Annotated in this window: 22 protein-coding genes, 1 other RNA gene and 1 pseudogene; 8 read left to right on the top strand and 16 right to left on the bottom strand. The window is 58.9% G+C overall.

The window, feature by feature from the left end; translation table 11 throughout:
• Positions 1-5 precede the first annotated feature (5 nt).
• Together rnpB and rsmI are read right to left on the bottom strand one after the other, a co-directional pair.
• Positions 6-359, bottom strand: an RNA gene (gene rnpB / locus M1B35_RS04015) — RNase P RNA component class A.
• A gap of 73 nt (positions 360-432) precedes the next feature.
• Entirely contained in the window at positions 433-1,287 is an 855-nt protein-coding gene (gene rsmI, locus M1B35_RS04010) for a 16S rRNA (cytidine(1402)-2'-O)-methyltransferase (RefSeq protein WP_185039449.1), read from the bottom strand.
• Between the two features lie 237 nt (positions 1,288-1,524).
• On the opposite strand from rsmI, the gene M1B35_RS04005 reads away from it, so the two are divergent.
• From M1B35_RS04005 to M1B35_RS03990, 4 genes are all read left to right on the top strand, one after another.
• Positions 1,525-3,336 (top strand): penicillin-binding protein activator, encoded by a 1,812-nt coding sequence (locus M1B35_RS04005; protein WP_268261277.1) that lies wholly within the window; start codon positions 1,525-1,527, stop codon positions 3,334-3,336.
• The gene (locus tag M1B35_RS04000; RefSeq protein ID WP_268261337.1) at positions 3,336-3,707 is read left to right on the top strand and encodes a YraN family protein; all 372 of its coding nucleotides are present in this window, start codon (positions 3,336-3,338) and stop codon (positions 3,705-3,707) included. Before M1B35_RS04005 ends, M1B35_RS04000 begins: the two co-directional genes overlap by 1 nt.
• A gap of 104 nt (positions 3,708-3,811) precedes the next feature.
• Positions 3,812-4,405, top strand: coding sequence for a phosphoheptose isomerase (locus M1B35_RS03995; protein ID WP_057451753.1), 594 nt, complete (start codon positions 3,812-3,814; stop codon positions 4,403-4,405).
• A complete protein-coding gene (locus M1B35_RS03990) occupies positions 4,402-4,983 on the top strand; it encodes a BON domain-containing protein (RefSeq protein WP_123337743.1) in 582 nt (193 codons plus the stop codon). Before M1B35_RS03995 ends, M1B35_RS03990 begins: the two co-directional genes overlap by 4 nt.
• 54 nt (positions 4,984-5,037) lie before the next feature.
• Here M1B35_RS03990 and M1B35_RS03985 read toward each other — a convergent pair whose 3' ends face one another.
• From M1B35_RS03985 to rplM, 7 genes and pseudogenes are all read right to left on the bottom strand, one after another.
• Positions 5,038-5,457, bottom strand: coding sequence for a ClpXP protease specificity-enhancing factor (locus M1B35_RS03985; RefSeq protein WP_268261276.1), 420 nt, complete (start codon positions 5,455-5,457; stop codon positions 5,038-5,040).
• Between the two features lie 16 nt (positions 5,458-5,473).
• Positions 5,474-6,091, bottom strand: coding sequence for a glutathione S-transferase N-terminal domain-containing protein (locus tag M1B35_RS03980; RefSeq protein WP_123337747.1), 618 nt, complete (start codon positions 6,089-6,091; stop codon positions 5,474-5,476).
• Positions 6,092-6,242: 151 nt separating this feature from the next.
• Positions 6,243-7,025 carry a cytochrome c1 gene (locus tag M1B35_RS03975; protein WP_268261275.1) on the bottom strand — a complete coding sequence of 261 codons (783 nt, stop codon included), beginning with the start codon at positions 7,023-7,025 and terminating at the stop codon, positions 6,243-6,245.
• Positions 7,025-8,235 (bottom strand): annotated as a pseudogene (locus M1B35_RS03970) (cytochrome b). The gene M1B35_RS03975 and the pseudogene M1B35_RS03970 overlap by 1 nt, the downstream one beginning before the upstream one ends.
• Positions 8,235-8,828: a ubiquinol-cytochrome c reductase iron-sulfur subunit gene (gene petA, locus M1B35_RS03965; protein WP_123337754.1), complete on the bottom strand. Its 594-nt coding sequence runs from the start codon at positions 8,826-8,828 to the stop codon at positions 8,235-8,237. Before petA ends, M1B35_RS03970 begins: the two are co-directional and overlap by 1 nt.
• A 253-nt stretch (positions 8,829-9,081) precedes the next feature.
• The gene (gene rpsI, locus M1B35_RS03960; RefSeq protein ID WP_003205364.1) at positions 9,082-9,474 is read right to left on the bottom strand and encodes a 30S ribosomal protein S9; all 393 of its coding nucleotides are present in this window, start codon (positions 9,472-9,474) and stop codon (positions 9,082-9,084) included.
• Positions 9,475-9,488: 14 nt separating this feature from the next.
• Positions 9,489-9,917 (bottom strand): 50S ribosomal protein L13, encoded by a 429-nt coding sequence (gene rplM, locus M1B35_RS03955; protein ID WP_007928449.1) that lies wholly within the window; start codon positions 9,915-9,917, stop codon positions 9,489-9,491.
• Positions 9,918-10,165: 248 nt separating this feature from the next.
• Between rplM and M1B35_RS03950 the strand changes: the two genes are divergently transcribed.
• On the top strand, positions 10,166-11,206 hold the full coding sequence (locus tag M1B35_RS03950; RefSeq protein ID WP_268261274.1) for an NADP(H)-dependent aldo-keto reductase: 1,041 nt from the start codon (positions 10,166-10,168) through the stop codon (positions 11,204-11,206).
• 81 nt (positions 11,207-11,287) lie between these two features.
• Here M1B35_RS03950 and M1B35_RS03945 read toward each other — a convergent pair whose 3' ends face one another.
• Positions 11,288-12,424 (bottom strand): acyl-CoA dehydrogenase family protein, encoded by a 1,137-nt coding sequence (locus M1B35_RS03945; RefSeq protein WP_268261273.1) that lies wholly within the window; start codon positions 12,422-12,424, stop codon positions 11,288-11,290.
• A 243-nt stretch (positions 12,425-12,667) separates the two neighbouring features.
• Here M1B35_RS03945 and M1B35_RS03940 point away from each other — a divergent pair, with 243 nt between their 5' ends.
• Positions 12,668-13,567: a GlxA family transcriptional regulator gene (locus tag M1B35_RS03940; RefSeq protein ID WP_185039450.1), complete on the top strand. Its 900-nt coding sequence runs from the start codon at positions 12,668-12,670 to the stop codon at positions 13,565-13,567.
• A 52-nt stretch (positions 13,568-13,619) separates the two neighbouring features.
• Here M1B35_RS03940 and zapE read toward each other — a convergent pair whose 3' ends face one another.
• The 3 genes from zapE to M1B35_RS03925 form a co-directional block, all read right to left on the bottom strand.
• Entirely contained in the window at positions 13,620-14,714 is a 1,095-nt protein-coding gene (gene zapE / locus M1B35_RS03935; protein ID WP_268261272.1) for a cell division protein ZapE, read from the bottom strand.
• 88 nt (positions 14,715-14,802) lie between these two features.
• Complete coding sequence (locus tag M1B35_RS03930; protein WP_268261271.1) at positions 14,803-16,158, bottom strand: tryptophan--tRNA ligase; 1,356 nt, start codon at positions 16,156-16,158, stop codon at positions 14,803-14,805.
• A 24-nt stretch (positions 16,159-16,182) separates the two neighbouring features.
• Positions 16,183-16,812, bottom strand: a complete 630-nt coding sequence (locus M1B35_RS03925; protein ID WP_268261270.1) for an alpha/beta hydrolase — start codon at positions 16,810-16,812, stop codon at positions 16,183-16,185.
• 144 nt (positions 16,813-16,956) lie between these two features.
• On the opposite strand from M1B35_RS03925, the gene M1B35_RS03920 reads away from it, so the two are divergent.
• Positions 16,957-17,391 carry a Z-ring associated ZapG family protein gene (locus tag M1B35_RS03920; RefSeq protein WP_123337766.1) on the top strand — a complete coding sequence of 145 codons (435 nt, stop codon included), beginning with the start codon at positions 16,957-16,959 and terminating at the stop codon, positions 17,389-17,391.
• A gap of 78 nt (positions 17,392-17,469) precedes the next feature.
• On the opposite strand, the gene M1B35_RS03915 is transcribed toward M1B35_RS03920, so the two are convergent.
• From M1B35_RS03915 to M1B35_RS03905, 3 genes are all read right to left on the bottom strand, one after another.
• On the bottom strand, positions 17,470-18,195 hold the full coding sequence (locus M1B35_RS03915) for a YiaD family glycine zipper/OmpA-like lipoprotein (protein WP_123337768.1): 726 nt from the start codon (positions 18,193-18,195) through the stop codon (positions 17,470-17,472).
• A gap of 111 nt (positions 18,196-18,306) precedes the next feature.
• Positions 18,307-18,951: an MBL fold metallo-hydrolase gene (locus M1B35_RS03910; RefSeq protein ID WP_268261269.1), complete on the bottom strand. Its 645-nt coding sequence runs from the start codon at positions 18,949-18,951 to the stop codon at positions 18,307-18,309.
• Positions 18,952-19,009: 58 nt separating this feature from the next.
• Positions 19,010-19,510, bottom strand: a complete 501-nt coding sequence (locus M1B35_RS03905) for a methylated-DNA--[protein]-cysteine S-methyltransferase (protein ID WP_268261268.1) — start codon at positions 19,508-19,510, stop codon at positions 19,010-19,012.
• Positions 19,511-19,889: 379 nt separating this feature from the next.
• On the opposite strand from M1B35_RS03905, the gene M1B35_RS03900 reads away from it, so the two are divergent.
• The gene (locus M1B35_RS03900; RefSeq protein ID WP_268261267.1) at positions 19,890-23,603 is read left to right on the top strand and encodes a M10 family metallopeptidase; all 3,714 of its coding nucleotides are present in this window, start codon (positions 19,890-19,892) and stop codon (positions 23,601-23,603) included.
• The last annotated feature ends 102 nt before the right edge of the window (positions 23,604-23,705 follow it).

The raw sequence follows: 23,705 nt of genomic DNA, 5'->3' as shown, positions 1-23,705 counted from the left end.
AAAAGGTGGAGAGTCGATCTGTAAGCCGGGTTCTGTCGAGGACAGTCATTCCTCTACGATGGCCATCACTGGACATCTTTAGCAACCTACCCGGTTCCAGCGCGGGCCACGCCTTGGAACCCTATTTGGTCTTGCTCCGAGTGGGGTTTACCTAGCCACGAACTGTTGCCAGACGTGCGGTGCGCTCTTACCGCACCTTTTCACCCTTACCGGCACCGAAGTGCTTAGGCGGTTATTTTCTGTGGCACTTTCCGTAGGCTCACGCCCCCCAGGCATTACCTGGCACTCCGCCCTATGGAGCCCGGACTTTCCTCCCCCCCCTAATTTTCATAGAGGGCAGCGACTGTCCAATCGACTCTCCGCCGCGCAGGTTAACGGCAGAGAGGCGGAAGAACAAGCGCTAAAAGCCTTTTGCCACTTTGCCGCCACCCTTTACTCGGCTTTCTGTTTATCCAGTGCGACCTGGTAGAGGACATTCTTGCGCTCACCGGTAATTTCCGCTGTCAGCGCCGCCGCCCGCTTGAGCGGCATCTCCTTTAATAACAGATCGAGAATGCGCATCGCCTCGCCACTGACCGCCTCATCGCTCTGTGGAGCTGTCCAACCTGCGACCAGTACAACACACTCACCCCGTTGCTGATTGCTGTCGGACTCGACGAACTCGCGCAGTTGCGAAAGGGGCAAGCCCTTGAGGGTTTCAAACGTCTTGGTCAGCTCCCGGGCCAGCAACGCCGGGCGCTCGCCACCAAACACCCACTCCATATCCTGCAGGCACTCGAGAATACGGTGCGGCGCTTCGTAGAAAATCAGCGTTCGCGGCTCTTCCTTTACAAGCTCCAGACGCGCACGACGCCCCACCGCCTTGGCCGGCAAAAAGCCCTCGAAGATAAAACGGTCCGACGGCAGCCCTGCCGCCGACAACGCAGCAATCAAGGCACAGGCACCGGGCACAGGCACCACATTGATGCCTGCTGCACGCGCCTGGCGAACCAAGTGATAACCGGGATCGGAAATCAGCGGCGTGCCCGCATCCGAGATCAAGGCCACGTTATCGCCAGCCAGCAGCCGCGTGATAAAGCGACTGCCTTCATCTCGCTCGTTATGCTCATGACAGGCTGCAAGCGGCGTGGAAATCCCGAAATGTTGTAACAACCGCTGGGAGTGACGCGTGTCTTCCGCAGCAATCAGGGCGACTTCCCGCAGCAACTTCAGTGCACGAGCACTGATGTCATCCAGGTTGCCGATAGGCGTCGCCACCACATAAAGCGAGCCCGCAGCTGAATTCAAAGGACCTGGAGCAGTCAAAGCGCACACCTCATGAACGACAAAAGCGCCATTGTAACGCGTCAAGGCGCTCAGAATAGTCACCGCTACCAGCCTTTAGATCGGCATAACGCGCCCCGTCCCGACGAGCTGTAACATTTCCACGACCTAAATAAACGGTTTATCGCCACTAACATCGCGCCCCGGTCGACGCTTGGGTACAATCCCGGGCTAATTTGATCGAGTATCAGGAACACTTACATGATCGCTTGCTTGCGGCTGCTCTTTGCCCTTTGCCTGGCTACCCTTTTGGTGGCTTGCGCCAGCTCGCCCTCCTCCAGCCTTGGCGAACTTCCACGGACTCCGGATGCCAGTATCGAGCAGTTGCTTGAACAGGCCGCCAATAGCAAAACCCCTGACCAGGCTGCCCTGCTGCGCCTGAGCGCTGCCGACATGGCTTACCGCCAAGGCAACGCGGGCCGCGCTGGACAAATTCTCCAACAAGTTCCAATGGAGTCCCTCAAGCCAGGCCAACAGGTCTTCGCCAGCACTCTGGCTGCCGAATTGGCCATGGTGCGCAACCAGCCAAAAGCCGCACTGACCGCGCTCAGCCACCCCAGCCTGCAACGGCTGAATGAATTGCCGGCCGACCAGCAGGTACGCACCGGCACCGTGCATGCACGCGCATTTGAAGCCGACGGCCAGACCCTGGCTGCCGCGCGCGAACGCATCTTCATCGCACCAATGCTGACAGGCGATGCTGCGAGTAAGAACCACGAGGCCATCTGGGCCCTGATTGCCGCACTGCCGATCGACCAACTGCAACCTGCCGGCAGCGACGACCTTGCCGGTTGGATGAGCCTGGCCCTGGCGGTCAAATCCGCTGGCACTCTGGAACAACAGCAAGCCGCCATCGACAACTGGCGCACGCAAAACCCAAAACACCCAGCCGCTGTTCAACTGCCACTGCCACTGACCCAGCTCAAGCAACTGGCCAGCCAGCCACTGTCGAAAATCGCCCTGCTGCTACCGCAGGACGGCCCACTGGCGTCGGTATCCAAGGCCCTGCGCGAAGGTTTCATGGCGGCGCATTATCAGGCTCAACAAGCCGGACAAAAGCCACCCAGCATCGAGTTCTATGACAGCTCGCGCCTGACATCCCTGGATGACTTCTACAGCAAGGCCCAGGCCGCCGGCGTACAACTGGTAATCGGCCCACTGGAGAAGAACCAAGTCAAACAACTGGCCGCCCGCCCCCAGCTGCCTATCACCACCCTGGCGCTGAATTACAGCGAAGGTGAACAAGGCCCAGCCCAACTCTTCCAGTTTGGCCTGGCACCCGAGGACGAGGCCCGCGAAGTCTCGCGTCGCGCTCGTGCCGACGGCCTGCATCGTGCAGCGATCATGATCTCCAAAGGGGAGCGAGGCGATCGCATGGTCAAGGCCTTCCGCCAGGATTGGGAAGCCAACGGCGGCAGCATCATCGACATCGTTCGCGTCGACCAGCCCGTAGCCCTGGCCCAGCAAATCGCCGACATGTTCCACCTGCGTCAGAGCGAAGGGCGCGCCAAGAGCCTGCAAAGCACCGTAGGCACACAAGTGGCCGCACAGCCGTCGAGACGCCAGGACATCGAGTTCATCTTCCTCGACGCCACACCGCAACAAGCCCAGCAGATCAAGCCGACACTGAACTTCCAGTACGCAGGCGATGTGCCGGTGTATGCCACTTCCCAGGTGTTCAGCGCCAGCGGCGACCAGAATCAGTACAACGATATGAACGGCGTACGCTTCTGCGAAACCCCGTGGCTGCTGGACGCCAATGACCCACTGCGCAAACAGGTTGCAGCGCAATGGCCGGCAGCCGGTGGCAGCCTGGGCCGCCTGTATGCCCTGGGTATCGACGCCTATCGCCTGGCCCCCCGCATCGGCCAACTCAAGGCCTTGCCGGACAGCCGCGTGGAAGGGGTGACCGGCAGCCTGAGCATGAGCCCAAGCCGTCGCGTTGAGCGCCAATTGCCATGGGCACAGTTCGTCAGCGGCCAGGTGACTCGCCTGCCCGACACGCCGCGCTGATGCTCCAAGGATCACGCTTGCAAAGCGGTCGAGATGCCGAAAGCCAAGCGCTGCGGTATCTCGAGCAACAGGGGCTGCACCTGCTGGCGCAGAACTGGTTGTGCAAAGGCGGCGAGCTTGATCTGGTCATGCTGGACGGCGATACAGTAGTATTCGTCGAAGTCCGCTACAGACAACACACGCAATGGGGTGGCGCGCTCGGCAGCATCGACGGGCGCAAGCGGCAAAAACTGATTTTCGCCGCGCAGTCTTTTCTGCAACGCGAGTCGCGCTGGTCCAACCACCCTTGCCGCTTCGACGTGATCGCCATAGAAAAAGCCCCTGGCGCAGAACCTCACTTGAACTGGCTACGCAATGCCTTTGACAGCTGATCAAGGCGCTCAGGCAGAGCCCATTTTCACTTAACACTTTTGCTCTTTGCTTTGCGGGCTGCACATTTTTGTGCCAAAAAGCCGCGCTACTTAAGGTCACACAGATGGACATGCAATCCCGAATTCGCCAGCTTTTTCAGGCCAGTATCGACACCAAGCAACAGGCGATGGACGTACTTGCACCGCACATCGAGCAAGCCAGCCAGGTGATGGTCAACGCCCTGCTCAACGAAGGCAAAATGCTTTCCTGCGGCAACGGCGGCTCCGCCGGAGACGCTCAGCACTTTTCCTCGGAGCTGCTCAATCGCTTTGAACGTGAGCGCCCGAGCTTGCCAGCCATCGCATTGACGACCGACAGTTCGACGATCACCTCAATCGCCAATGACTACAGCTACAACGAAGTCTTCTCCAAGCAGATCCGCGCCCTGGGCCAACCCGGGGACGTGTTGCTGGCGATTTCAACCAGTGGCAACTCGGCGAACATTATTCAAGCGATCCAGGCCGCACATGATCGCGAAATGGTTGTCGTAGCATTGACCGGACGCGATGGCGGCGGCATGGCCTCGCTGCTGCTACCCGAAGATGTCGAGATTCGCGTACCGGCCAACGTCACCGCACGTATCCAGGAAGTCCACCTGCTGGCGATCCACTGCCTCTGCGACTTGATCGACAGCCAACTGTTCGGGAGTGAAGAATGACCGTTAATCGCCTCAGCCTACTGGCTTTGACCTTGTGCCTTGGTATCAGCGGGTGCAGCTCGGTGATCACTGCGAGCCGTGACACCCCCATCGAGGACGACCGTGGTACACGCACCTTCGGCAGCAAGATCGACGACTCACTGATCAAGACCAAGGTCGAAGTCAATGTCGCCAAAGCCGCCACCGACCTGAGCAACGGCGCGTCGCGCATCGGCGTGACCAGCTTCAACGGCGTGGTACTGCTGGTCGGGCAAACTCCGCGCGAGGATCTCAAGGCCCAGGCCGAGCAAGCGGCGAGCACCGTGCAACGCGTGAAGAAGGTGCATAACGAACTGCAAGTCATGGAGCCCATCACCTTGCTGGCAATCAGCAACGACTCCTTGCTGACCACCAAGATCAAGGCCCAGATGCTGACTGACTCCAACATCCCCGGCTCGCGAATCAAGGTCATCACCGAAAACGGCATCGTTTACCTGATGGGCCTGGTGACCCAGCAGGAAGCCAACCTGGCGAGCAATGCGGTACAGGGTGTTTCCGGGGTCCAGAAGATTGTGAAAGTGTTCGAATACATCGACTGACACGGCACAAACGACAGGCATAAAAAAGGCGATCCATCGGATCGCCTTTTTTTATTACTTCACTACCTTCAGGCTTGGCCGACCGCTGGGGCGCGGTGGCTCGCTATCAGGTGGCGGGGCATCATCGTCCTGATCGATCTCATCATCACCCTCGTCATCCAGGGGCGACTCCAGATCAAAGACCATACCCTGACCATTCTCCCGAGCGTAAATACCCAGGATCGCAGCTATAGGCACGTGCAGGCTATGAGGCACGCCACCAAAGCGCCCCTCAAAGGTCACCGCATCGTTATCCATGTGCAAATGGCGCACAGCGCTCGGCGAGATGTTCAAGACGATCTGCCCATCACTGGCAAACCCCTGAGGCACCTGCACAGCCGGATAGTCGGAATTGACCAGCATGTGCGGCGTACAATCGTTATCCACAATCCACTCATAGAGCGCGCGGACCAAATAAGGTCGACTGGAGTTCATAGCGGCTCCTTAAGCCTTAGCGCATATCACGTTCGACGCCAGACAGACTCGCCTGGAAAGCCTCACGCGCAAATTGGCGCTCCATATAATCAAGCAACGGCTTGGCTGGCCGTGGCAATTCAATACCCAGAATCGGCAATCTCCAGAGTATGGGCAGTAGGCAGCAATCCACCAGGCTTTGTTCCTCACTGAGGAAAAACGGCTTCTCGGCAAACAAGGGAGAAACCCCCGTCAGACTTTCCCGCAGCTCTTTACGAGCCAGCACGCGGGCCGCTTCCTTGGTCCGCGGATCCAGGATCAGATCCACCTGCCCACACCAGTCACGCTGGATGCGATGAATCAACAGGCGGCTATTGGCACGCGCCACAGGATAAACCGGCAGTAAAGGCGGATGCGGGTAACGCTCATCCAGATATTCCATCACCACGGTCGACTCCCACAACGCCAGGTCACGATCGACCAGAGTGGGGAGACTGCCGTAAGGGTTCACTTCGATCAGTTTCGGCGGCTGACGCCCCGCCTCCACACTGATGATCTCGGCGCTGACACCCTTCTCTGCAAGTACGATACGTACTCGGTGGGAATAGTGGTCGGCGGGGTCGGAGTAACAGGCCAACCGATTGGTCACGCCCATGGCGATCCTCCTCGCTTGTTGAAATTATCGGAAGCAGAAAAACGAGCGCGCCCGGAGGGCGCCTCTCGTAACGGCTGGATGATCCAGACTCGCTACACCTTCAGAGACGCCCTGGGGCGCGCGCATTCAACAGCTATTGTTTACAGCTATATCAATGAACGTCTTTCCAGTATTCGCGCTTGAGCAGATAAGCGAACACGAAGAAAAAGGCCAGATACAGTAACACGTAGGTACCAATACGCTGATGCTGCAGTTTCACTGGGTTGGCCGAATAGGCCAGGAACGTCACCAGATTCTTGACCTTCTCATCGAACTGCTGCTCGTTGAGGGTCCCGGTTTTCTCCACGATGGTCAGTTGGTCACAGGCCTCGTGAGTCAGCGGCGTACCGGTCAAGGTGTCGTATTGCTTCTTGCCATCGACCACCGTCTGAATCTGCTTGCAACCCACCACCTGGCGACCTTGCAACCCCACCAATACGTTAGGCATGCCGACGTTCGGGAACACCTTGTTATTCACACCCCAAGGGCGCGCCGGGTCTTCATAGAACGACTTCAGGTAACCGTAGAGCCAGTCGGTACCGCGAACACGAGCCACCAGGGTCAGATCCGGCGGAGCAGCACCGAACCAGGCTTTGGCGTCCGTTGGTTGCATGCCGATATTCATGTGATCGCCAATCTTGGCACCGGTGAAGACCAGCTTGCTCAGCATCAAGTCATGGGGAATGCCCAGATCATCAGCCACGCGCTCATAGCGCTGGAATTTGGCACTGTGGCAACCCATGCAGTAGTTGGCGAACGTGCGCGCGCCATCCTGCATCGCAGCCTTGTCGGACAGATCGATATCAATCTTTTCCAGCTCAGGGCCACCATGCTCAGCCGCAAAGGACAACACAGGCATAGCCGCAAGAATCAGTACAGCAAATAGCTTTTTCATCAGCCAGTCACCCTTTCCGGAACCGGTTTGGTCTTCTCGAGCCTGGTGTAGAACGGCATCAGAATGAAGTAGGCGAAGTACAGGAAGGTGCATACCTGCGACAGCAACGTACGACCCGGAGTCGGCGCCAGAACCCCCAGCACACCCAGGATCACGAACGAGATGCAGAACACCACCAACCAGATCTTGCTCAGCCAGCCTTTGTAGCGCATGGACTTGACCGGACTGCGGTCGAGCCAAGGCAGCACGAACAGGACCGCGATTGCCGCGCCCATGGCAATAACCCCCAGGAGCTTGTCCGGAACCGCCCGCAGGATCGCGTAGAACGGGGTGAAGTACCAAACCGGGGCGATGTGCTCAGGCGTTTTGAACGGGTTGGCCTGCTCGAAGTTTGGCTTCTCGAGGAAATAGCCACCCATCTCTGGGAAGAAGAACACGATCGAGCAGAAGATGAACAGGAACACCACTACGCCGACGATATCTTTCACGGTGTAGTACGGGTGGAAGGCAATGCCGTCCAGCGGGATACCGTTTTCGTCCTTATGCTTCTTGATGTCGACACCATCCGGGTTGTTCGAACCCACTTCGTGCAACGCCAAGATATGCAAGACCACCAGACCGAGGATCACGATGGGCAAAGCGACAACGTGCAAGGCGAAGAAGCGGTTCAAGGTGATGCCCGAAATCAGGTAGTCACCACGGATCCACTGAGTCAGGTCTTGCCGATGACCGGGATCGCACCAAACAGCGAGATAATCACCTGGGCGCCCCAGTAGGACATCTGCCCCCACGGCAACAGATAACCCATGAAGGCCTCAGCCATCAGCGCCAGGTAAATCAGCATGCCGAACAGCCACACCAGCTCACGAGGCTTCTGGTACGAACCGTAGAGCAGGCCACGGAACATGTGCAGGTAAACCACCACAAAGAACGCTGACGCGCCGGTGGAGTGCAGCAGACGCAGGATGGCGCCGTACTCGACGTCACGCATGATGTATTCAACGGAAGCGAAAGCCTCTTCCGCCGAAGGGGTGTAGCTCATGGTCAGCCAGACACCAGTCACGATCTGGTTGACCAGAACCAACAGCGCCAAGGAGCCAAAGAAGTAGAAGAAGTTGAAGTTCTTCGGAGCGTAATACTTGCTGAGATGGTCTTCCCACATTTTGGTTGCGGGGAAGCGCGCATCAACCCAATCCATGAACTTGCTCATCACGCTTTCTCCGTGTCGACGCCAATGACAATGAGGTCATCCGACTCATAGGAATGCGGGGGTACTGGCAGGTTCAAAGGCGCGGGTTGCGACTTGTAGACGCGGCCAGCCAGATCGTAGTGGGAGCCGTGGCAAGGGCAGAAATAGCCACCGACCCAGTCCTTGCCCAGATCCGCGGGCGCCACTTCAGGACGGAAGGTTGGAGAACAGCCCAGGTGGGTGCAGATACCGATCAGCAGCAGAATCTCTGGCTTGATCGAACGCACTTCCGGGTCGACGTAGGTGGGTTGGTCCGAGTTCTTGGAGTTGGGATCAGAGAGCTGGCCCTCGATCTTTTTCAGATTCCCCAGAATCTCCTCAGTGCGGCGGACGATAAATACCGGCTGACCACGCCACTCAGCAATCATCTGCTGACCTGGGTCGATCTTGCTGATATTCACTTTCACCGGAGCACCTGCGGCTTTCGCCTTGGCGCTGGGAAACCATGACCCCACGAACGGGACCGCAGCCCCCACCGCTCCTGCAGCACCCACCACGGATGTGGCTGCTACCAAGAAGCGACGCCGGCCTGCATTCACGCCGTCATTGCTCATTCAGTCCTCTCCCATCAGCTTTGTGGCCTGTTAAATCAGGCGTCTACTAAGTAAAAATCTGAACTTATAAAAATTTTGCCGAATGGTAATGAAAAGCCCCACCTCTGACAAGGTAATTACCAAGTCGTCCAAGCTCCAAGCCTTGTATTATAGGGGCTCTACGGATGTGGCAAGTTGTCACATGAAAAAACATCGCCCATAAAAAACGCCCAGCTCCGCGAGGAGACTGGGCGTTTTTGAACGCGGAAGCGAATTAACGCTTCGAGTACTGCGGACGCTTACGCGCTTTACGCAGACCAACTTTCTTACGTTCAACTTCACGAGCGTCGCGAGTTACGAAGCCAGCTTTACGCAGAGCACCGCGCAGAGTTTCGTCGTAGTCCATCAGGGCACGAGTGATGCCGTGGCGGATTGCGCCAGCTTGGCCACTCACACCACCACCGATAACGGTGACGTAGATGTCGAATTTCTCGACGGTCTCGGTCAGTTCCAGCGGCTGACGAACTACCATGCGGGCAGTTTCGCGGCCGAAGAAGTTATCCAGGGAGCGGTTGTTGATGGAGATATTGCCAGTACCCGGACGCAGGAAAACGCGTGCGGTTGCAGTCTTGCGACGGCCAGTGCCGTAATTTTGAGTCGCCGACATAATGAACTATTCCGTTAAATCTTCAGTTCTTGGGGCTGCTGAGCAGTATGAGGGTGAGCAGCGCCCGCATAGACTTTCAGCTTACGGTACATGTCGCGACCCAGCGGGTTCTTAGGCAGCATGCCTTTAACCGCGGTCTCGATCACGCGCTCAGGGGCTTTAGCGATCAGCTTTTCGAAGTTGATCGACTTGATGCCGCCCGGGAAACCGGAGTGGGAGTAGTACATTTTGTCAGTGGTTTTAGCGCCAGTAACACGTACCTGCTCGGCATTGATCACGACGATGTAGTCGCCGGTGTCAACGTGAGGAGTGTACTCAGGCTTGTGCTTGCCACGCAGACGGCTCGCGATTTCGGTGGCCAGACGACCCAGGGTCTGACCAGCAGCGTCGACGACGAACCAGTCGCGCTTAACTGTTTCCGGTTTAGCAGTAAAAGTTTTCATTCTTTATAGCCTCAGGGGCCGCCCTGATAAATTAGACGGCGGATCTTACTGAATAGTGCGTACTTTGACAAGGTCAAAGGCAGCCGGATACAGACGCTATCGGGGGCTCGGGTCAGCGCGTCCGTGATACGGCAAGATTCTTCGGCAGGCGGCGCATCACTTCCACTGCAGAAAGAGCTGCGGAATTATGCAGATTGCGAAAAAAATTTCAACCTGCTTTTATGATTGTTTTGCCAAGGGAGTACCCGATGGACTATCGCCAGCTAGGCCGAACCGATCTGAATGTGAGTGCCATTTGCCTGGGAACCATGACCTGGGGCGAGCAAAATACTGAAGCCGAAGCCTTTGCCCAGATCGAACGGGCCAAGCACGCCGGGATCAATTTCATCGACACCGCCGAGATGTACCCGGTGCCGCCCAAAGCCGAAACCTACGCCACCACCGAGCGCTACATCGGCAACTGGTTCAAGAGCCGCGGTGACCGCGCCGACTGGATCCTGGCCAGCAAGATTGCCGGCCCCGGCAACACCATCGACTACATCCGCGACAAACAGCTCAAGCACAACCGCAAACACATCGTCGAAGCCGTGGACGCCAGCCTCAAGCGCCTGCAAACCGATTGGATCGACCTGTACCAACTGCACTGGCCCGAGCGCAGCACCAACTTCTTCGGCCAACTCGGCTACAAGCACAAGGCCGATGAAGACTTCACGCCGCTTGAAGAAACCCTTGAAGCCCTGGACGAACAGGTCAAGGCCGGCAAGATCCGTCACATTGGCCTGTCCAACGAAACGCCGTGGGGCACCATGAAGTTCCTGGCCCTGGCCGAAAGCCGCGGCTGGCCACGGGCAGTGTCGATCCAGAACCCTTACAACCTGCTCAACCGCAGCTTTGAAGTCGGCCTGGCGGAAATCGCCCTGCGCGAACAATGCGGCCTGCTGGCCTACTCGCCCCTGGCGTTCGGCTTCCTGTCGGGCAAATACGAAGGCGGCGCCCGCCCGCCGAAAGGTCGCCTGAGCCTATACAACCGCTTCAGCCGCTACTTCAACCCGCAATCGGAAGCGGCCTGCAGCCGTTACGTGACCCTGGCGCGCGAGCACGGCCTGGACCCGGCACAAATGGCCCTGGCATTCGTGAACCAACAGCCGTTCGTGACCAGCAACATCATCGGTGCGACGACCCTGGAACAACTGGACAGCAACATCGCCAGCTTCGAGCTCAAGCTGTCGGATGAAGTGCTGGCCGGGATCGAGGCGATCCACAAGGACCACCCAAACCCTGCGCCATAAACCGCCGCTGTAGCCGCAGCCTTGCCGGCAAATGGCGCGACACGCATTGCGCGTCGCGTTCATTTGCCGGCAAGCCGCCTCCTACAGCGAGCGCGCGATGATCTCCTTCATGATCTCGTTAGTCCCGGCATAAATCCGCTGGACCCTCGCATCCGCCCAAGCCCGAGCAATCGGGTATTCCCACATAAAACCGTAGCCACCATGCAACTGCACGCACTCGTCGAGCACCTTGCATTGCAGGTCCGTGCCCCAATACTTGGCCATCGCTGCGGTCGGCACATCCAGCTTGCCCTGGAGATGCAGCTCCAGGCAGCGGTCGACAAACACCCGGCCAATCTGAATCTCGGTGGCCATTTCCGCGAGTTTGAACCGGGTGTTCTGGAAATCGGCAATGGCTTGCCCGAACGCCTTGCGCTCACGGGTGTAGTCCAGGGTCCATTGCAGCGCCGCCTCGGCAGACGCCAGGCCGCCAATCGCCACCGTCAGGCGCTCTTGGGGCAACTCCTGCATCAGATAGGCAAAGCCCAACCCCGCCTGCCCCAGCAGGTTTTCCTTGGGCACCCGCACATCCTGGAAGAACAGTTCGGAGGTGTCCTGGGCCTTCATGCCCACTTTCTCCAGGCGCTTGCCCTTGGAGAAGCCTGGCGTATCCGCCTCCACCAGAAACAGGCTGGTGCCTTTGGCGCCAGCCTTGGGATCGGTCTTGGCCACCACTATCACCAAGTCAGCCAGGTAACCGTTGGTGATAAAGGTCTTGGAACCATTGATCACGTACTCATCACCGTCCAGCACCGCCGTGGTCTTGACCCCTTGCAGGTCGGACCCCGCCCCCGGCTCGGTCATGGCGATGGCCGTGACCATCTCCCCGGAAATCAGTTTCGGCAGGTAGTGCCGCTTCAAGGCCTCGCTGCCGTAATGCAGGATGTACGGCGCAACGATGTCCGAATGCAGAGAGAAGCCGATCCCTGTCAGGCCGAGCCGCCCCACTTCTTCGATCACCACCGCGCTGTAGAGAAAATCCGCACCCAAGCCGCCGTATTGCTCCGGCAGATGGGAACACAACATCCCCGCCTCCCCCGCCTTGTTCCATAGCTGACGGTCGATGTAGCCCTGCTTTTCCCACTGCCCATGAAACGGCACGGCTTCCTTTTCCAGGAAGGTCCGCACGCTGTCACGGAAAAGCTCGTGCTCGGAACTGAACAAGGTTCTAGGGATCATGCGGCCACCTTAAAGAATTGTCGGAGGGGATCAGCCCACAAAGCCTATGCCCGACCTGCCACACAGGGCACTGGACACATCCGACAAAAAATAAGACGATCCAGCCGTCTGGTGACCACTTTCCCCTATAAGAACAATTGAATTATGTCTAACCAAACCTCCACGCCCTTGCGGCGCGTCAGCATCCTGGCTATCGACCGGGTTTTCGCTTCAACCCTCATGCAGGCCAAGGATTTTTTCCATCTGGCCAGCCTGCGCTACGGCAAACAACTGGGCTTGGGCCTGACCCCGGCCTTTGAAACTCGCCTGGTCAGCCCTGACGGCCAACCCGTGTGCAGTTTTAGCGACGTGATCATGCCGGTCGACGGCGCCCTGGAAAACACCGATGTGATCATCCTCCCGGCCTTCTGGGATGACTTCGAGACGCTGTGCCAGCGTTATCCACAGATCATGCCCTGGCTGCGGGAGCAGCATGCTCGCGGCGCCGTGCTCTGCGGCGAAGCCACCGGTGTCTTCTGGCTGGCCGAAGCGGGCCTGCTCGACGGCAAGGAAGCCACCACCTACTGGCGTTTTTTCAACGCTTTCAGCGAACGCTTCCCCAACGTCCAGCTCAACCAGGACAAACACCTGACCGACGCCGACAACCTCTATTGCGCCGGCGGCACCACCTCGGCCTGCGACCTGTACATCTACCTGATCGAGCGCTTCTGCGGCGCCCACGTGGCCCAGGCGGTGGCCCGGGACATTCTCTATGAGGTGCAGCGCAGCTACTCCCCCGGGCGCATCGGTTTCGGCGGCCAGAAACTGCACCAGGACGTGATCATCCTGCAGATCCAACAGTGGCTCGAGGAACACTTCGCCGACAAGTTCCGCTTCGAAGACGTAGCCCGAGAACACGGCATGAGCATTCGTAACTTCATGCGGCGCTTCCAGACTGCCACCGGCGACAAGCCCCTGCACTACCTGCAACGCCTGCGCATCGAAACTGCCAAAGGCTTGCTTTCGGGTACCCGTAAGAGCATCAAGACCATCAGCTACGAGGTGGGTTATGACGATGCGAGCTTCTTTGCCCGGCTGTTCCGCCAGCACACCGAACTGTCGCCCAACCAGTACCGACAGCAGTTTTTGCAACAAGCCGCGTAAATGAAAAAGGGCCTGCAATGCAGGCCCTTTTTTGCGTCGATCCGAAGCGCCGTTACGGCTTGTGCGCCCGCGACAGGAACTCGTGGGACTGCATCTCCAACAATCGACTGAGGGTGCGCTGGAACTCGAAATTCAAGCGACCGCCGGTGTAGAGGTCCTTGAGCTCGACTTCCGCCGAAATGATCAGCTTGACGTTACGGTCGTAGAACTCGTCGACCATGTTGATAAAACGTCGGGCGATATCGTCGGTGGTCACGCTCATCTGCTCCACGCCACTGAGCAACACCGCATGGAAAATCTTGCCCAGCTCGATGTAGTCGTTCTGGCTCCGCGGGCCATCGCACAGCTCACGAAAATCGAACCAGGCCACATCATCGCAGGTACGCAAGGCACGAATTTCGCGGTTTTCAATCATCAGCACATCGTTTTCCACAGCCTGGGTGCATTCCGGCGTCAGCGCGCGGAAGCTCTTGCGCAGGCTTTCGTGGGCCGCCTCGTCCAAGGGGAAGTGAAACAGCTCGGCCTGTTCCAGGTGACGCAGACGGTAATCCACGCCGCTGTCGACGTTGACGATCTCGGTGTTCTGCTTGATCAAGGCAATGGCCGGCAGGAAACGCGCCCGTTGCAGACCGTCTTTGTACAAGCCATCCGGAACAATGTTCGAGGTCGCCACCAGGGTCACGCCGTTCTTGAACAACTCTTCCATCAAGGTGCCAAGGATCATCGCGTCGGTAATGTCGGACACGAAGAACTCGTCAAAGCAGATCACCCGGGCTTCCTGGGAAAAACGCTTGGCAATGATGGTGAGCGGGTTCTTTTCGCCGCCCAGGGTCTTCATCTCTTCGTGCACACGCTTCATAAAGCGGTGAAAGTGCGTCCGCGACTTTTCCTTGAACGGTAAAGCCTCGTAGAAGGTGTCCACCAGATAGGTCTTGCCACGACCCACGCCGCCCCAGAAATACAGGCCCTTGACCGGCGCCTGGTCTTTCTTGCCGAACAGTTTGCCCAACAGGCCCGGCTTGTTCTGCGAAGCCGCAACCAGGTCGTCATACAGACGCTGCAAATGACGCACCGCCGTTTCCTGCGCAGCGTCGTGGAAGAACTCGGGGCGTTTCAGATCAGCTTGATATCGTTCTAGGGGCGTCATAATTCGTTAGCAAGGCAACAAAAACGGGCCGTCACTGTAGCGACGGCCCTGGGGAATGGCAATCAGCCCTTGGTCGGGATGATTCCGATTAGTCCTGCGCCGGAGTCAAAGCGACACGCAACTGCTCGATGGCCGCATCACGCTCAGCCGCATCGGCAAACGCCGGGCTGTCCGCCACGCATTGGTCTTGCAGCCAGACACTGAAGCTCAGCTCGTCGCTGCGCAGATCCAACGCCTCACCGGCTTGCAACTGCTTGGTCACCGCACCGGCAGCCTTGCCATCGGCAAAGTGACGCGACAGCAACAACTGCTCGCCATCAGCCGACAACAAGCGGAAACGGAAACTGCCGTCGTCTTCGCGAAAACTGACAAAGCGTGCGGCTTTTGCGGCTTTCTTCTTGGTGGCGACCGGCGCTACGGCCTGTTCGACGAACGAGCGCAGGCCAACGGCCTCACGCAGCTCGGCCAGGAACGGAGCCGCTACGGCACGGGCCTTCTTGGCGCCGACCAGCAACAGGTCTTCCATATCCGACGGGCGCGACATCAGTTGGTGATAACGTTCGCGGGCTTCGCCCAGTTGACCATCCAGTAGTTGGAACAGGCGGTTTTTCGCTTCGCCCCAACCCAGGCCTTGCAGCAACTCGGCACGGAACTCTTCTTCCTGGGCCTTGCTGGCAAATGCCTGGAACAAGGTGAACAGGTGCGAGTTGTCCGGGTCTTTGGCTTCGCCAGGCGCGCGGGAGTCGGTGACGATCCGCGAGATGGCGTCTTTCATGTCCTTGGCGCTGGAAAACAACGGAATGGTGTTGTCGTAGCTCTTGGACATCTTCCGGCCGTCGAGGCCCGGCAAAGTGGCAACGCTTTCTTCGATCAACGCCTCCGGCATGGTGAAGAACTCTTTCCCCTTGCCGAACAGGTGATTGAAACGCTGGCCGATGTCCCGGGCCATTTCAACGTGCTGGATCTGGTCACGGCCGACCGGCACTTTGTGCGCATTGAACATCAGGATGTCCGCCGCCATCAGCACCGGGTAGCTGTACAGGCCCATGCTGATGCCCGCATCCGGGTCTTCGCCGGCTTCGACGTTTTTATCCACCGACGCCTTGTAAGCGTGGGCACGGTTGAGCAGGCCCTTGGCGGCAACGCAAGTCAGCAGCCAAGTCAGTTCGGGGATTTCCGGGATGTCCGACTGACGATAGAAAGTCACCCGGTTCACATCCAGGCCACCGGCCAGCCAAGTCGCGGCGATTTCCATACGCGAACGCTGAATGCGCTGCGGGTCATCGCACTTGATCAGGGCGTGGTAGTCGGCCAGGAAGTAGAAAGAGTCGGCATTGGCGTCCTGGCTGGCAAGGATCGCCGGGCGGATCGCACCGGCGTAGTTGCCCAGGTGCGGCGTGCCGGTGGTAGTGATGCCGGTGAGGATACGGGTACGAGTCGTCATGGGTAATCGCTTATCAGACTGCTATCAATTCGAGAGTCGGGGCAGCACCAGATCCTTGAGATCGGTGAGCTTGCCGTGAAAAAAGTGCCCGCATTCTGCCACTTTCAGCAGCTCATGGGGACGAACAAGCGCGGCAGACCAGTCATACACCGCTTGCGGGTCGATGACCTCGTCGGTTTCCGGCTGGATCAGGGTCAGCGGGCAGTTCTCCGGCAGCACGTCGGTATCGCGCAGGCGGGTCACTGCTGCGGCCACCATGAACAGGTGCTTGAGCTGCACGCCCTGGGCTTCCAGGCGACCGCCGAGGCTGGCAGCGACAAAACCGCCGAAGGAGAAACCCAGCAGGGTCAATGGCAGTTCCGGATGCCGGGCCTGCAACCACTCGGCTGCGGCCTGGGCGTCATCCACTTCGCCGCTCCCCATGTCGTGACTGCCTTCGCTGGCACCGACGCCACGGTAGTTGAAACGCAAGGTGGTCAAGCCGGCATCCCGCGCGGTGCGCTGCAAGGTGGAAACCACCTTGTTGAGCATGGTGCCGCCTTGCACCGGGTTGGGGTGGCAGATCAACGCCACACCGCGAGCGTCGGGCACTTCCAGATACAGGGCTTCCAACTGGCCCACCGGGCCGGCAATCACTACAGGGGTTTCACGCATTAGCAAGGAAGGAACTCCGTGACCTCGAATCGGGTCGACTCGTCTAGCAAATTGTCTGTGCCAATCTATTGCGAGTGAATCGCGGTATACAGCGCAGGTTCGAGCCGTTAACGTAAAGCAAAGCCGTTTATAGAGGAAGGACTCGTGGAACACTCGCTCTTAGTTTGGTTGTTGCCGACTCTTGCATTGGTCGCGGGTGTCGCCATCGGATTCCTGATCGCTCGCCTGCTGCCGAACGCCGCGCCTAACCGCACGCAACGTCAGCTGGATGATATCCAGGAACGTTTTGACAGCTATCAGAACGAAGTGGTCACCCACTTCAACAGCACCGCCACCCTGGTGAAAAAACTCACCCAAAGCTATCAGGAAGTGCAGGATCATCTCGCCGAGGGTGCCAACCGCCTGGCCCTGGACGAACTGACCCGCCAACGCCTGCTGGCAGCCCTGCATTCGGACTCGGCCCAAGCGCCGCGCGAACGCCTGACTCCACCACGCGATCAGGAGCCGCCACGGGACTACGCGCCCAAGACGCCAAACGCGCCGGGCATGCTGGACGAACATTACGGTCTTAAGAAGTAACCTTCTTCCGGCATAAAAAAGCCCGCCCGATTCTCAGATCGGGCGGGCTTTTTTGTGCCTGACGTTCAGGCCGGGTACTTACGGATATTGCTGGTACTGCTGCTGACCCTGTTGCTGGTATTGCTGGCCTGGAATGGCCTTGAGGTTGACCTCGACACGACGGTTCTGGGCACGGCCGTTGACGTCGGCGTTGCTGGCAATCGGGTTATCCGGGCCGGCACCGCGTGCCGACAGGTTGGCACCGCTGACACCCTGGGAGGTCAAGTAAGTGGCCACGCTTTGCGCCCGACGCTGAGACAGGTCCATGTTGTGCTGGCGGGCGCCAGTGCTGTCGGTGTAACCGACGATCTCGATCTGGTTCTGGTTGAACTCCTTGAGGGAGTTGGCCAGGTTGTTCAGCGGCTGATAGAAGCTCGGAGCGATGTTCGCCGAGTCGGTGCCGAAGGTGATGTTGCCCGGCATGATCAGTTTGATCTGATCGCCCTGGCGCTGCACTTCAACACCGGTATTGGCCATGCTGGCGCGCAGTTTCTTTTCCTGCTGGTCAGCGTAGTAGCCGTAACCGGCGGCAGATGCCCCGACCACTGCGGCGCCGATCAGCGCGCCCTTGCCACGGTTGTTGTGGTCGATGGCGGCACCGGCCAGCGCACCGGCCAAGGCCCCCAGGCCACCGTATTTTGCAGTTTTGCTCATGCCCGAGGAGCCCTCGGCCTGCCCCTGATTGTCATAAGGGTTAGGCGAAGCACAGCCGGACAACAGGGCCACAGCAGTAGCGACAATAATCAAACGACGCGAGGTGAACATGGAAAGCTCCTACTTTTTGCATTCTGTGATGCAGCGGACATTGGCAACCGACCTCTGCTGGCGTTGGAACGCACGGGGTGGCAAAAATTCCGTGGGCCGCTCAGCAAAAAATCAGGCTCTGACAAAGGGGTTTTCACGCATTTCATCGCCCAGACGCGTGTCGGGACCATGCCCAGCGACCACAATTGCGTCCTCATCGAGGGTGTACAAGCGCTGCTTGATCGAGCGCACGATGGTGGCTTGATCGCCGCCCCATAAATCCGTGCGCCCGACACCACGCTTGAACAGGGTGTCACCGGCAATCAGAAGCTTAGCCTCGGAAAACCAAAAGCTCATGGAACCTGGCGTATGTCCTGGCGTGTGCAAAGCGACGCCGCAGCCACAGGCCAGCTCCTCATCGTCGGTCAGCCAGCGATCAGGGGCTGGCACCGGCGTATAGGGCACGCCGAACATGTTGCATTGCATTTCCAGGTTGTCCCAAAGGAACTGGTCTTCCTTGTGCAGGTGCAAGGTGGCGCCGGTTTTCTCCTTCATCTGCCCCGACGCCAGGAAGTGATCCAGGTGGGCATGAGTGTGGATGATGCTCACCACGTGCAAACCCAGGGCCTCAAGACGCGCCAGGATCAATTCCGGATTGCCGCCCGGATCAACGACGATGGCCTTCTTGGTGATGGGGTCACCGATGATGGTGCAGTTGCACTGCAAAGGGCCGACGGGGAAGGTTTCGCGGATAAGAGCCGGGCGGGCGACGTCCATGGGGCGTTCCTGTGAAAATTTGAGCGGGCATTTTGGCACAGCCCGCCGAGCCGCAGAATCAGAACGCCAATTGCCCGGTCGCACCGCCCTCCAGGGCCAGGAGAAACTGCTTGGCCGGCAGGCCACCCGCGAACCCGGTCAGGCTGCCGGAAGCGCCAATCACTCGATGACAGGGGGCGATGATCGAGATGGGGTTTCGACCGTTGGCCGCACCGACCGCGCGTACCGCCTTGGGCCGGCCAATTTGCCGGGCAATGTCGCTGTAGCTGCGGGTCTCTCCGAAAGGAATGGTCAGCAGCGCCTGCCACACCTGGCGCTGGAATTCGGTCCCCGTAAAATCCAGCTCAAGCTCGAAGCCGCTTCGGCCACCGGCAAAGTACTCGCCCAATTGCCGCTGGGTTTCCTGCAGCACCGGCGTGTCGGGGGCTTCCCGCATCGGCCCCAGGCGGACCCGTTGGGGAGCGTCGTTCTCCCACAAAATGGCCGCCAGCCTGGAGCCCCTGGCCACCAGCGTCAGTTGACCAACAGGGGAGTTCATCAAGGTGTAGGTACAGGGCATGGGCCGGCTCCTTGGGTCGCGGGCATCGATGAGGCGATCATAAAGCTGCAGGTTCAGGCCCTCACAATACCGTTGTCCCGGCTGGGAAAGTGCTCACTTTACGTTCAAGGCCATCGCCATGAACTGTGTTTCTTGCGGTTGAACTTCAGGCATTTTCGCAACGGTCATCCCCCTAGCGACAGACCGACAGTCGGAGAAAGATGGCTATTAGCCATATTCTTAAGTTTCTGACACATTCGTCCGATAAAGCTCGATAGAATGCGCGCTTTTCTGGCGTCAATTTTTTCTAAAAGCCCCTTTAAACGCGATACGTTCTCACGATGAATCGCACCATGTAGCGGTCACATCGGGAAGGCCGCCGTCATTTCAGGAAGTTAGAATGCCCAGTCCACTCAGTTACTCCCCAAGTTGGTCGGTGACCTTGACCAATAACCCTCTGCTCGACAGTCTGGTGTTCGGCACCTCCTGGGGCGATGGGGTCAACACTGCATGGCTGAGCTACAGCTTCATCACGCCGGGCTCATCACTGTTCGCCCGCAATTACAGCAGCGACAACGAGTATCAGAACAGCTACGCCCTGACCTCAGCGCAAAAAACGGCAATCACCAGCAGCCTTGGCACTTGGGCGGCAGTGGCCAATATCAAGTTCACTCAGGTCAGTGAAAGCAGGAGCAACGTCGGTGACCTGCGTTTTGGCGGCTACGCCGGGATGGACAGCAACACCGCGGCGTGGGGCTACTTCCCAGGCGACGCACCGGTGGCTGGAGACGTCTGGATCGGCTACGCGACCAACAACAAGAGCCCGATCAAAGGCACGTACGACTACATGACCTTCATGCATGAAATCGGTCATGCCTTGGGCTTGAAACACCCCTTCAGCACCAGCCCCCAGAACAGCACGGTACTGGCGGATGAATATGATGATGTGCACTACACCATCATGAGCTACACCAACGCCTACTCTTACGAGCCAACCACGCCAATGCTTCTGGATATTCTGGCCATCCAGAAACTCTACGGGGCCAACAATCTGTGGCAAACCGGTAACAACACCTACAAATGGGCCACCAACCAGTCGGTCTTCGAGACCCTCTGGGACAGCGGTGGCACCGACACCATCGATGCCAGCAACCAGGCCGCTGCGGTCACCCTGAACCTTAATGAAGGGCAGTTCAGCAACATCGGCAAGGCCTTCATCGACTATCAGCGTGGCGTCGAAATCAACAACGGCCTGGCAATCGCCTTCGGTACCAAGATAGAGAACGCCATCGGCTCGATCTACAACGACAACCTGATCGGCAACGACCTGGATAACGTTCTGGATGGACGAGCCGGCGCCGACATCATGACCGGTGGCCTGGGCAATGACACCTACATCGTCGACAACGTCAGCGACATCGTGGTGGAAACCAGCACCCTGGCCAGCGAGATCGATACCGTCCTGGCGTCGGTGAGCTACGTCCTGAGTGCCAACGTTGAAGTGCTGACCCTCACCGGCCGCGGCAATATCAACGGCGCGGGCAACGAACTGGACAATATTCTGACCGGCAACGCCGGCAATAACCTCCTTGAGGGCGGAGCCGGCAACGACGTGCTCGACGGCGGCGCAGGCGCTGACACACTGATCGGCGGCACCGGCGACGACACCTACATCGTCGACAACATCCGCGACGAAATCATCGAGCTCGAAGATGAAGGCCATGACCTGGTCAAGACCAGCATCAGCTACACCCTGGGCGCCAACATCGAAGACGGCCAACTGCTTGGCAGTGCCGCCCTCAAGCTCACCGGCAACAGCCTGAACAACACCCTGATCGGCAACAGTGGCGCCAACATTCTTGACGGCGGCCTTGGGGCGGACATTCTCGATGGCGGCGCCGGCAACGACACCTACTACGTCGACGACATCAATGACGTGATCATCGAACTGGGCACGTCGCTGAAAGAAATCGACAACGTGTTCGCCTCGGTGAACTGGACCCTGGGCGACAACCTGGAGAACCTCACCCTCACCGGCAGCGACCACCTCAACGGCACCGGCAACGCCCTGAACAACCGTATCACCGGCAACGCGGGCAACAACATCCTCGATGGCGGTGTCGGTATCGACACCTTGGTCGGTGGCCTGGGCAACGACACTTACATCGTCGACAACATCCGCGACGTGATCATTGAAACCAGCAGACTGGCCGAAGAGATCGACACCGTAATGTCCTCGGTCAATTGGACACTGGGCGCCAACCTCGAAAACCTGACCCTTACCGGCAGCGACCACCTCAACGGCACCGGCAACGCCCTGAACAACCTGCTGATCGGCAATGCCGGCGATAACCTGCTGGACGGCAAGACCGGCCTGGACACCATGCGTGGCGGTGACGGGAACGACACCTACGTGCTGGATCAATTCGGCGAACTGGCGTTGATCGAAGAACTGGCCAACCAGGGCAATGACACCCTGAACATCGCCTACAAAGCCACCACCGCGACCAGCATTGTCGACCTCAGCGCCAGCAATCTGCGTAACGTCGAAAACGTCACACTGCTGGGCGCCGGGCTGTTTCAAGTGGTCGGTAACGACCTGGACAACACCTTGATCGGCAACGCCCAGGCCAACACCCTGGAAGGCGGTGCCGGCAACGATCTGCTCAATGGCGGCGCGGGTGCTGACATCATGAAGGGCGGCACCGGCGACGACACCTACATCGTCGACAACATCCGCGACGAAGTCATCGAGCTCGAAAACCAAGGCCATGACCTGGTCAAGACCAGCATCAGCTACACCCTCGCCGACCACATCGAAGACGGCCAATTGCTCGGCAGTGCCGCCCTCAAGCTCACCGGTAACAGCCTGAACAACACCCTGATCGGCAACAGTGGCGCCAACATTCTTGACGGCGGCCTGGGTGCGGACATTCTCGACGGTGGCGCCGGCAACGACACCTACTATGTCGACGACGTCAATGACGTGATCATCGAACTGGGCACGTCGCTGAAAGAAATCGACAACGTGTTTGCCTCGGTGAACTGGACCCTGGGCGACAACCTGGAGAACCTCACCCTCACTGGCACCGACCACCTCAACGGCACCGGCAACGCCCTGAACAATCGCATCACCGGCAACGCGGGCAACAACATCCTCGACGGCGGTGCCGGCATCGACACCTTGGTCGGTGGCCTGGGCAACGACACTTACATCGTCGACAACATCCGCGACGTGATCGTGGAAACCAGCAAACTGGCCACCGAGATCGACACCGTGATTTCGTCGGTGAACTGGAGCCTGGGCGCCAACCTGGAAAACCTCACTCTCAGCGGCAACGACAACCTCAACGGCACCGGCAATACCCTGAATAACGTGCTGATCGGCAATGCCGGCGACAACCTGCTGGACGGCAAGGCCGGCCTGGACACCATGGAAGGCGGTGACGGCAACGACACCTACGTGCTGGACCAATTCGGCGAACTGGGGTTGATCAAGGAGTTGGCCAACGAGGGCAACGACACCCTCAACATCACCTACAAAGCCACCGCCACCACCGATGTCGTCGACCTGAGCGCCCTCAACCTGCTCAATGTGGAGAACGTCAACCTGATAGGCAGCGGGCTATTCCGGGTCGTCGGCAACGATCAGGACAACACCCTGATCGGCAACGCCCAGGCCAATATCCTGGAGGGCGGTGCCGGCAATGACGTGCTCAATGGCGGCGCGGGCAACGACACGCTGGATGGCGGCGCAGGCGACGATATCCTGATCGGCGGCCTCGGCACCGACACCCTCACCGGAGGCACCGGCGCCGACCGCTTTGTCTTCAACCTGTTGAAGGAATTGGGCCTGGGCACCTTACGGGACGTGATCACCGATTTCAGCAGCGCCGAAGGCGACAAGATCGACCTGACCAAGATCGACGCCAACCTGCTCAAAACCGGTCTCGACGCCTTCACCTTTATCGGCTCCGAAAGCTTCACCGGCGCCGGGCAGTTGCGCTTCGACAACGAGATACTCTCGGGCAATATCAACGGCAACCTGGCCGCGGATTTCGAGATCCATCTGGTGGGTGTCACCAGCTTCACCGCCAACGACCTAGCGGCGTAACCCCAAGCCCCAATGAAAACGCCCCGACATCCGGGGCGTTTTTTTTATCCTGTAGGAGCCGGCTTGCAGGCGATAGGCGATCGCCACGCCCAATCAAGCCCG

This window comes from Pseudomonas morbosilactucae (genome assembly GCF_023241665.1).
Taxonomy (GTDB): domain Bacteria; phylum Pseudomonadota; class Gammaproteobacteria; order Pseudomonadales; family Pseudomonadaceae; genus Aquipseudomonas; species Aquipseudomonas morbosilactucae.
The sequence above is the reverse complement of the archived record's forward strand: the minus strand, read 5'-3'. Positions and strand labels throughout refer to the sequence as shown.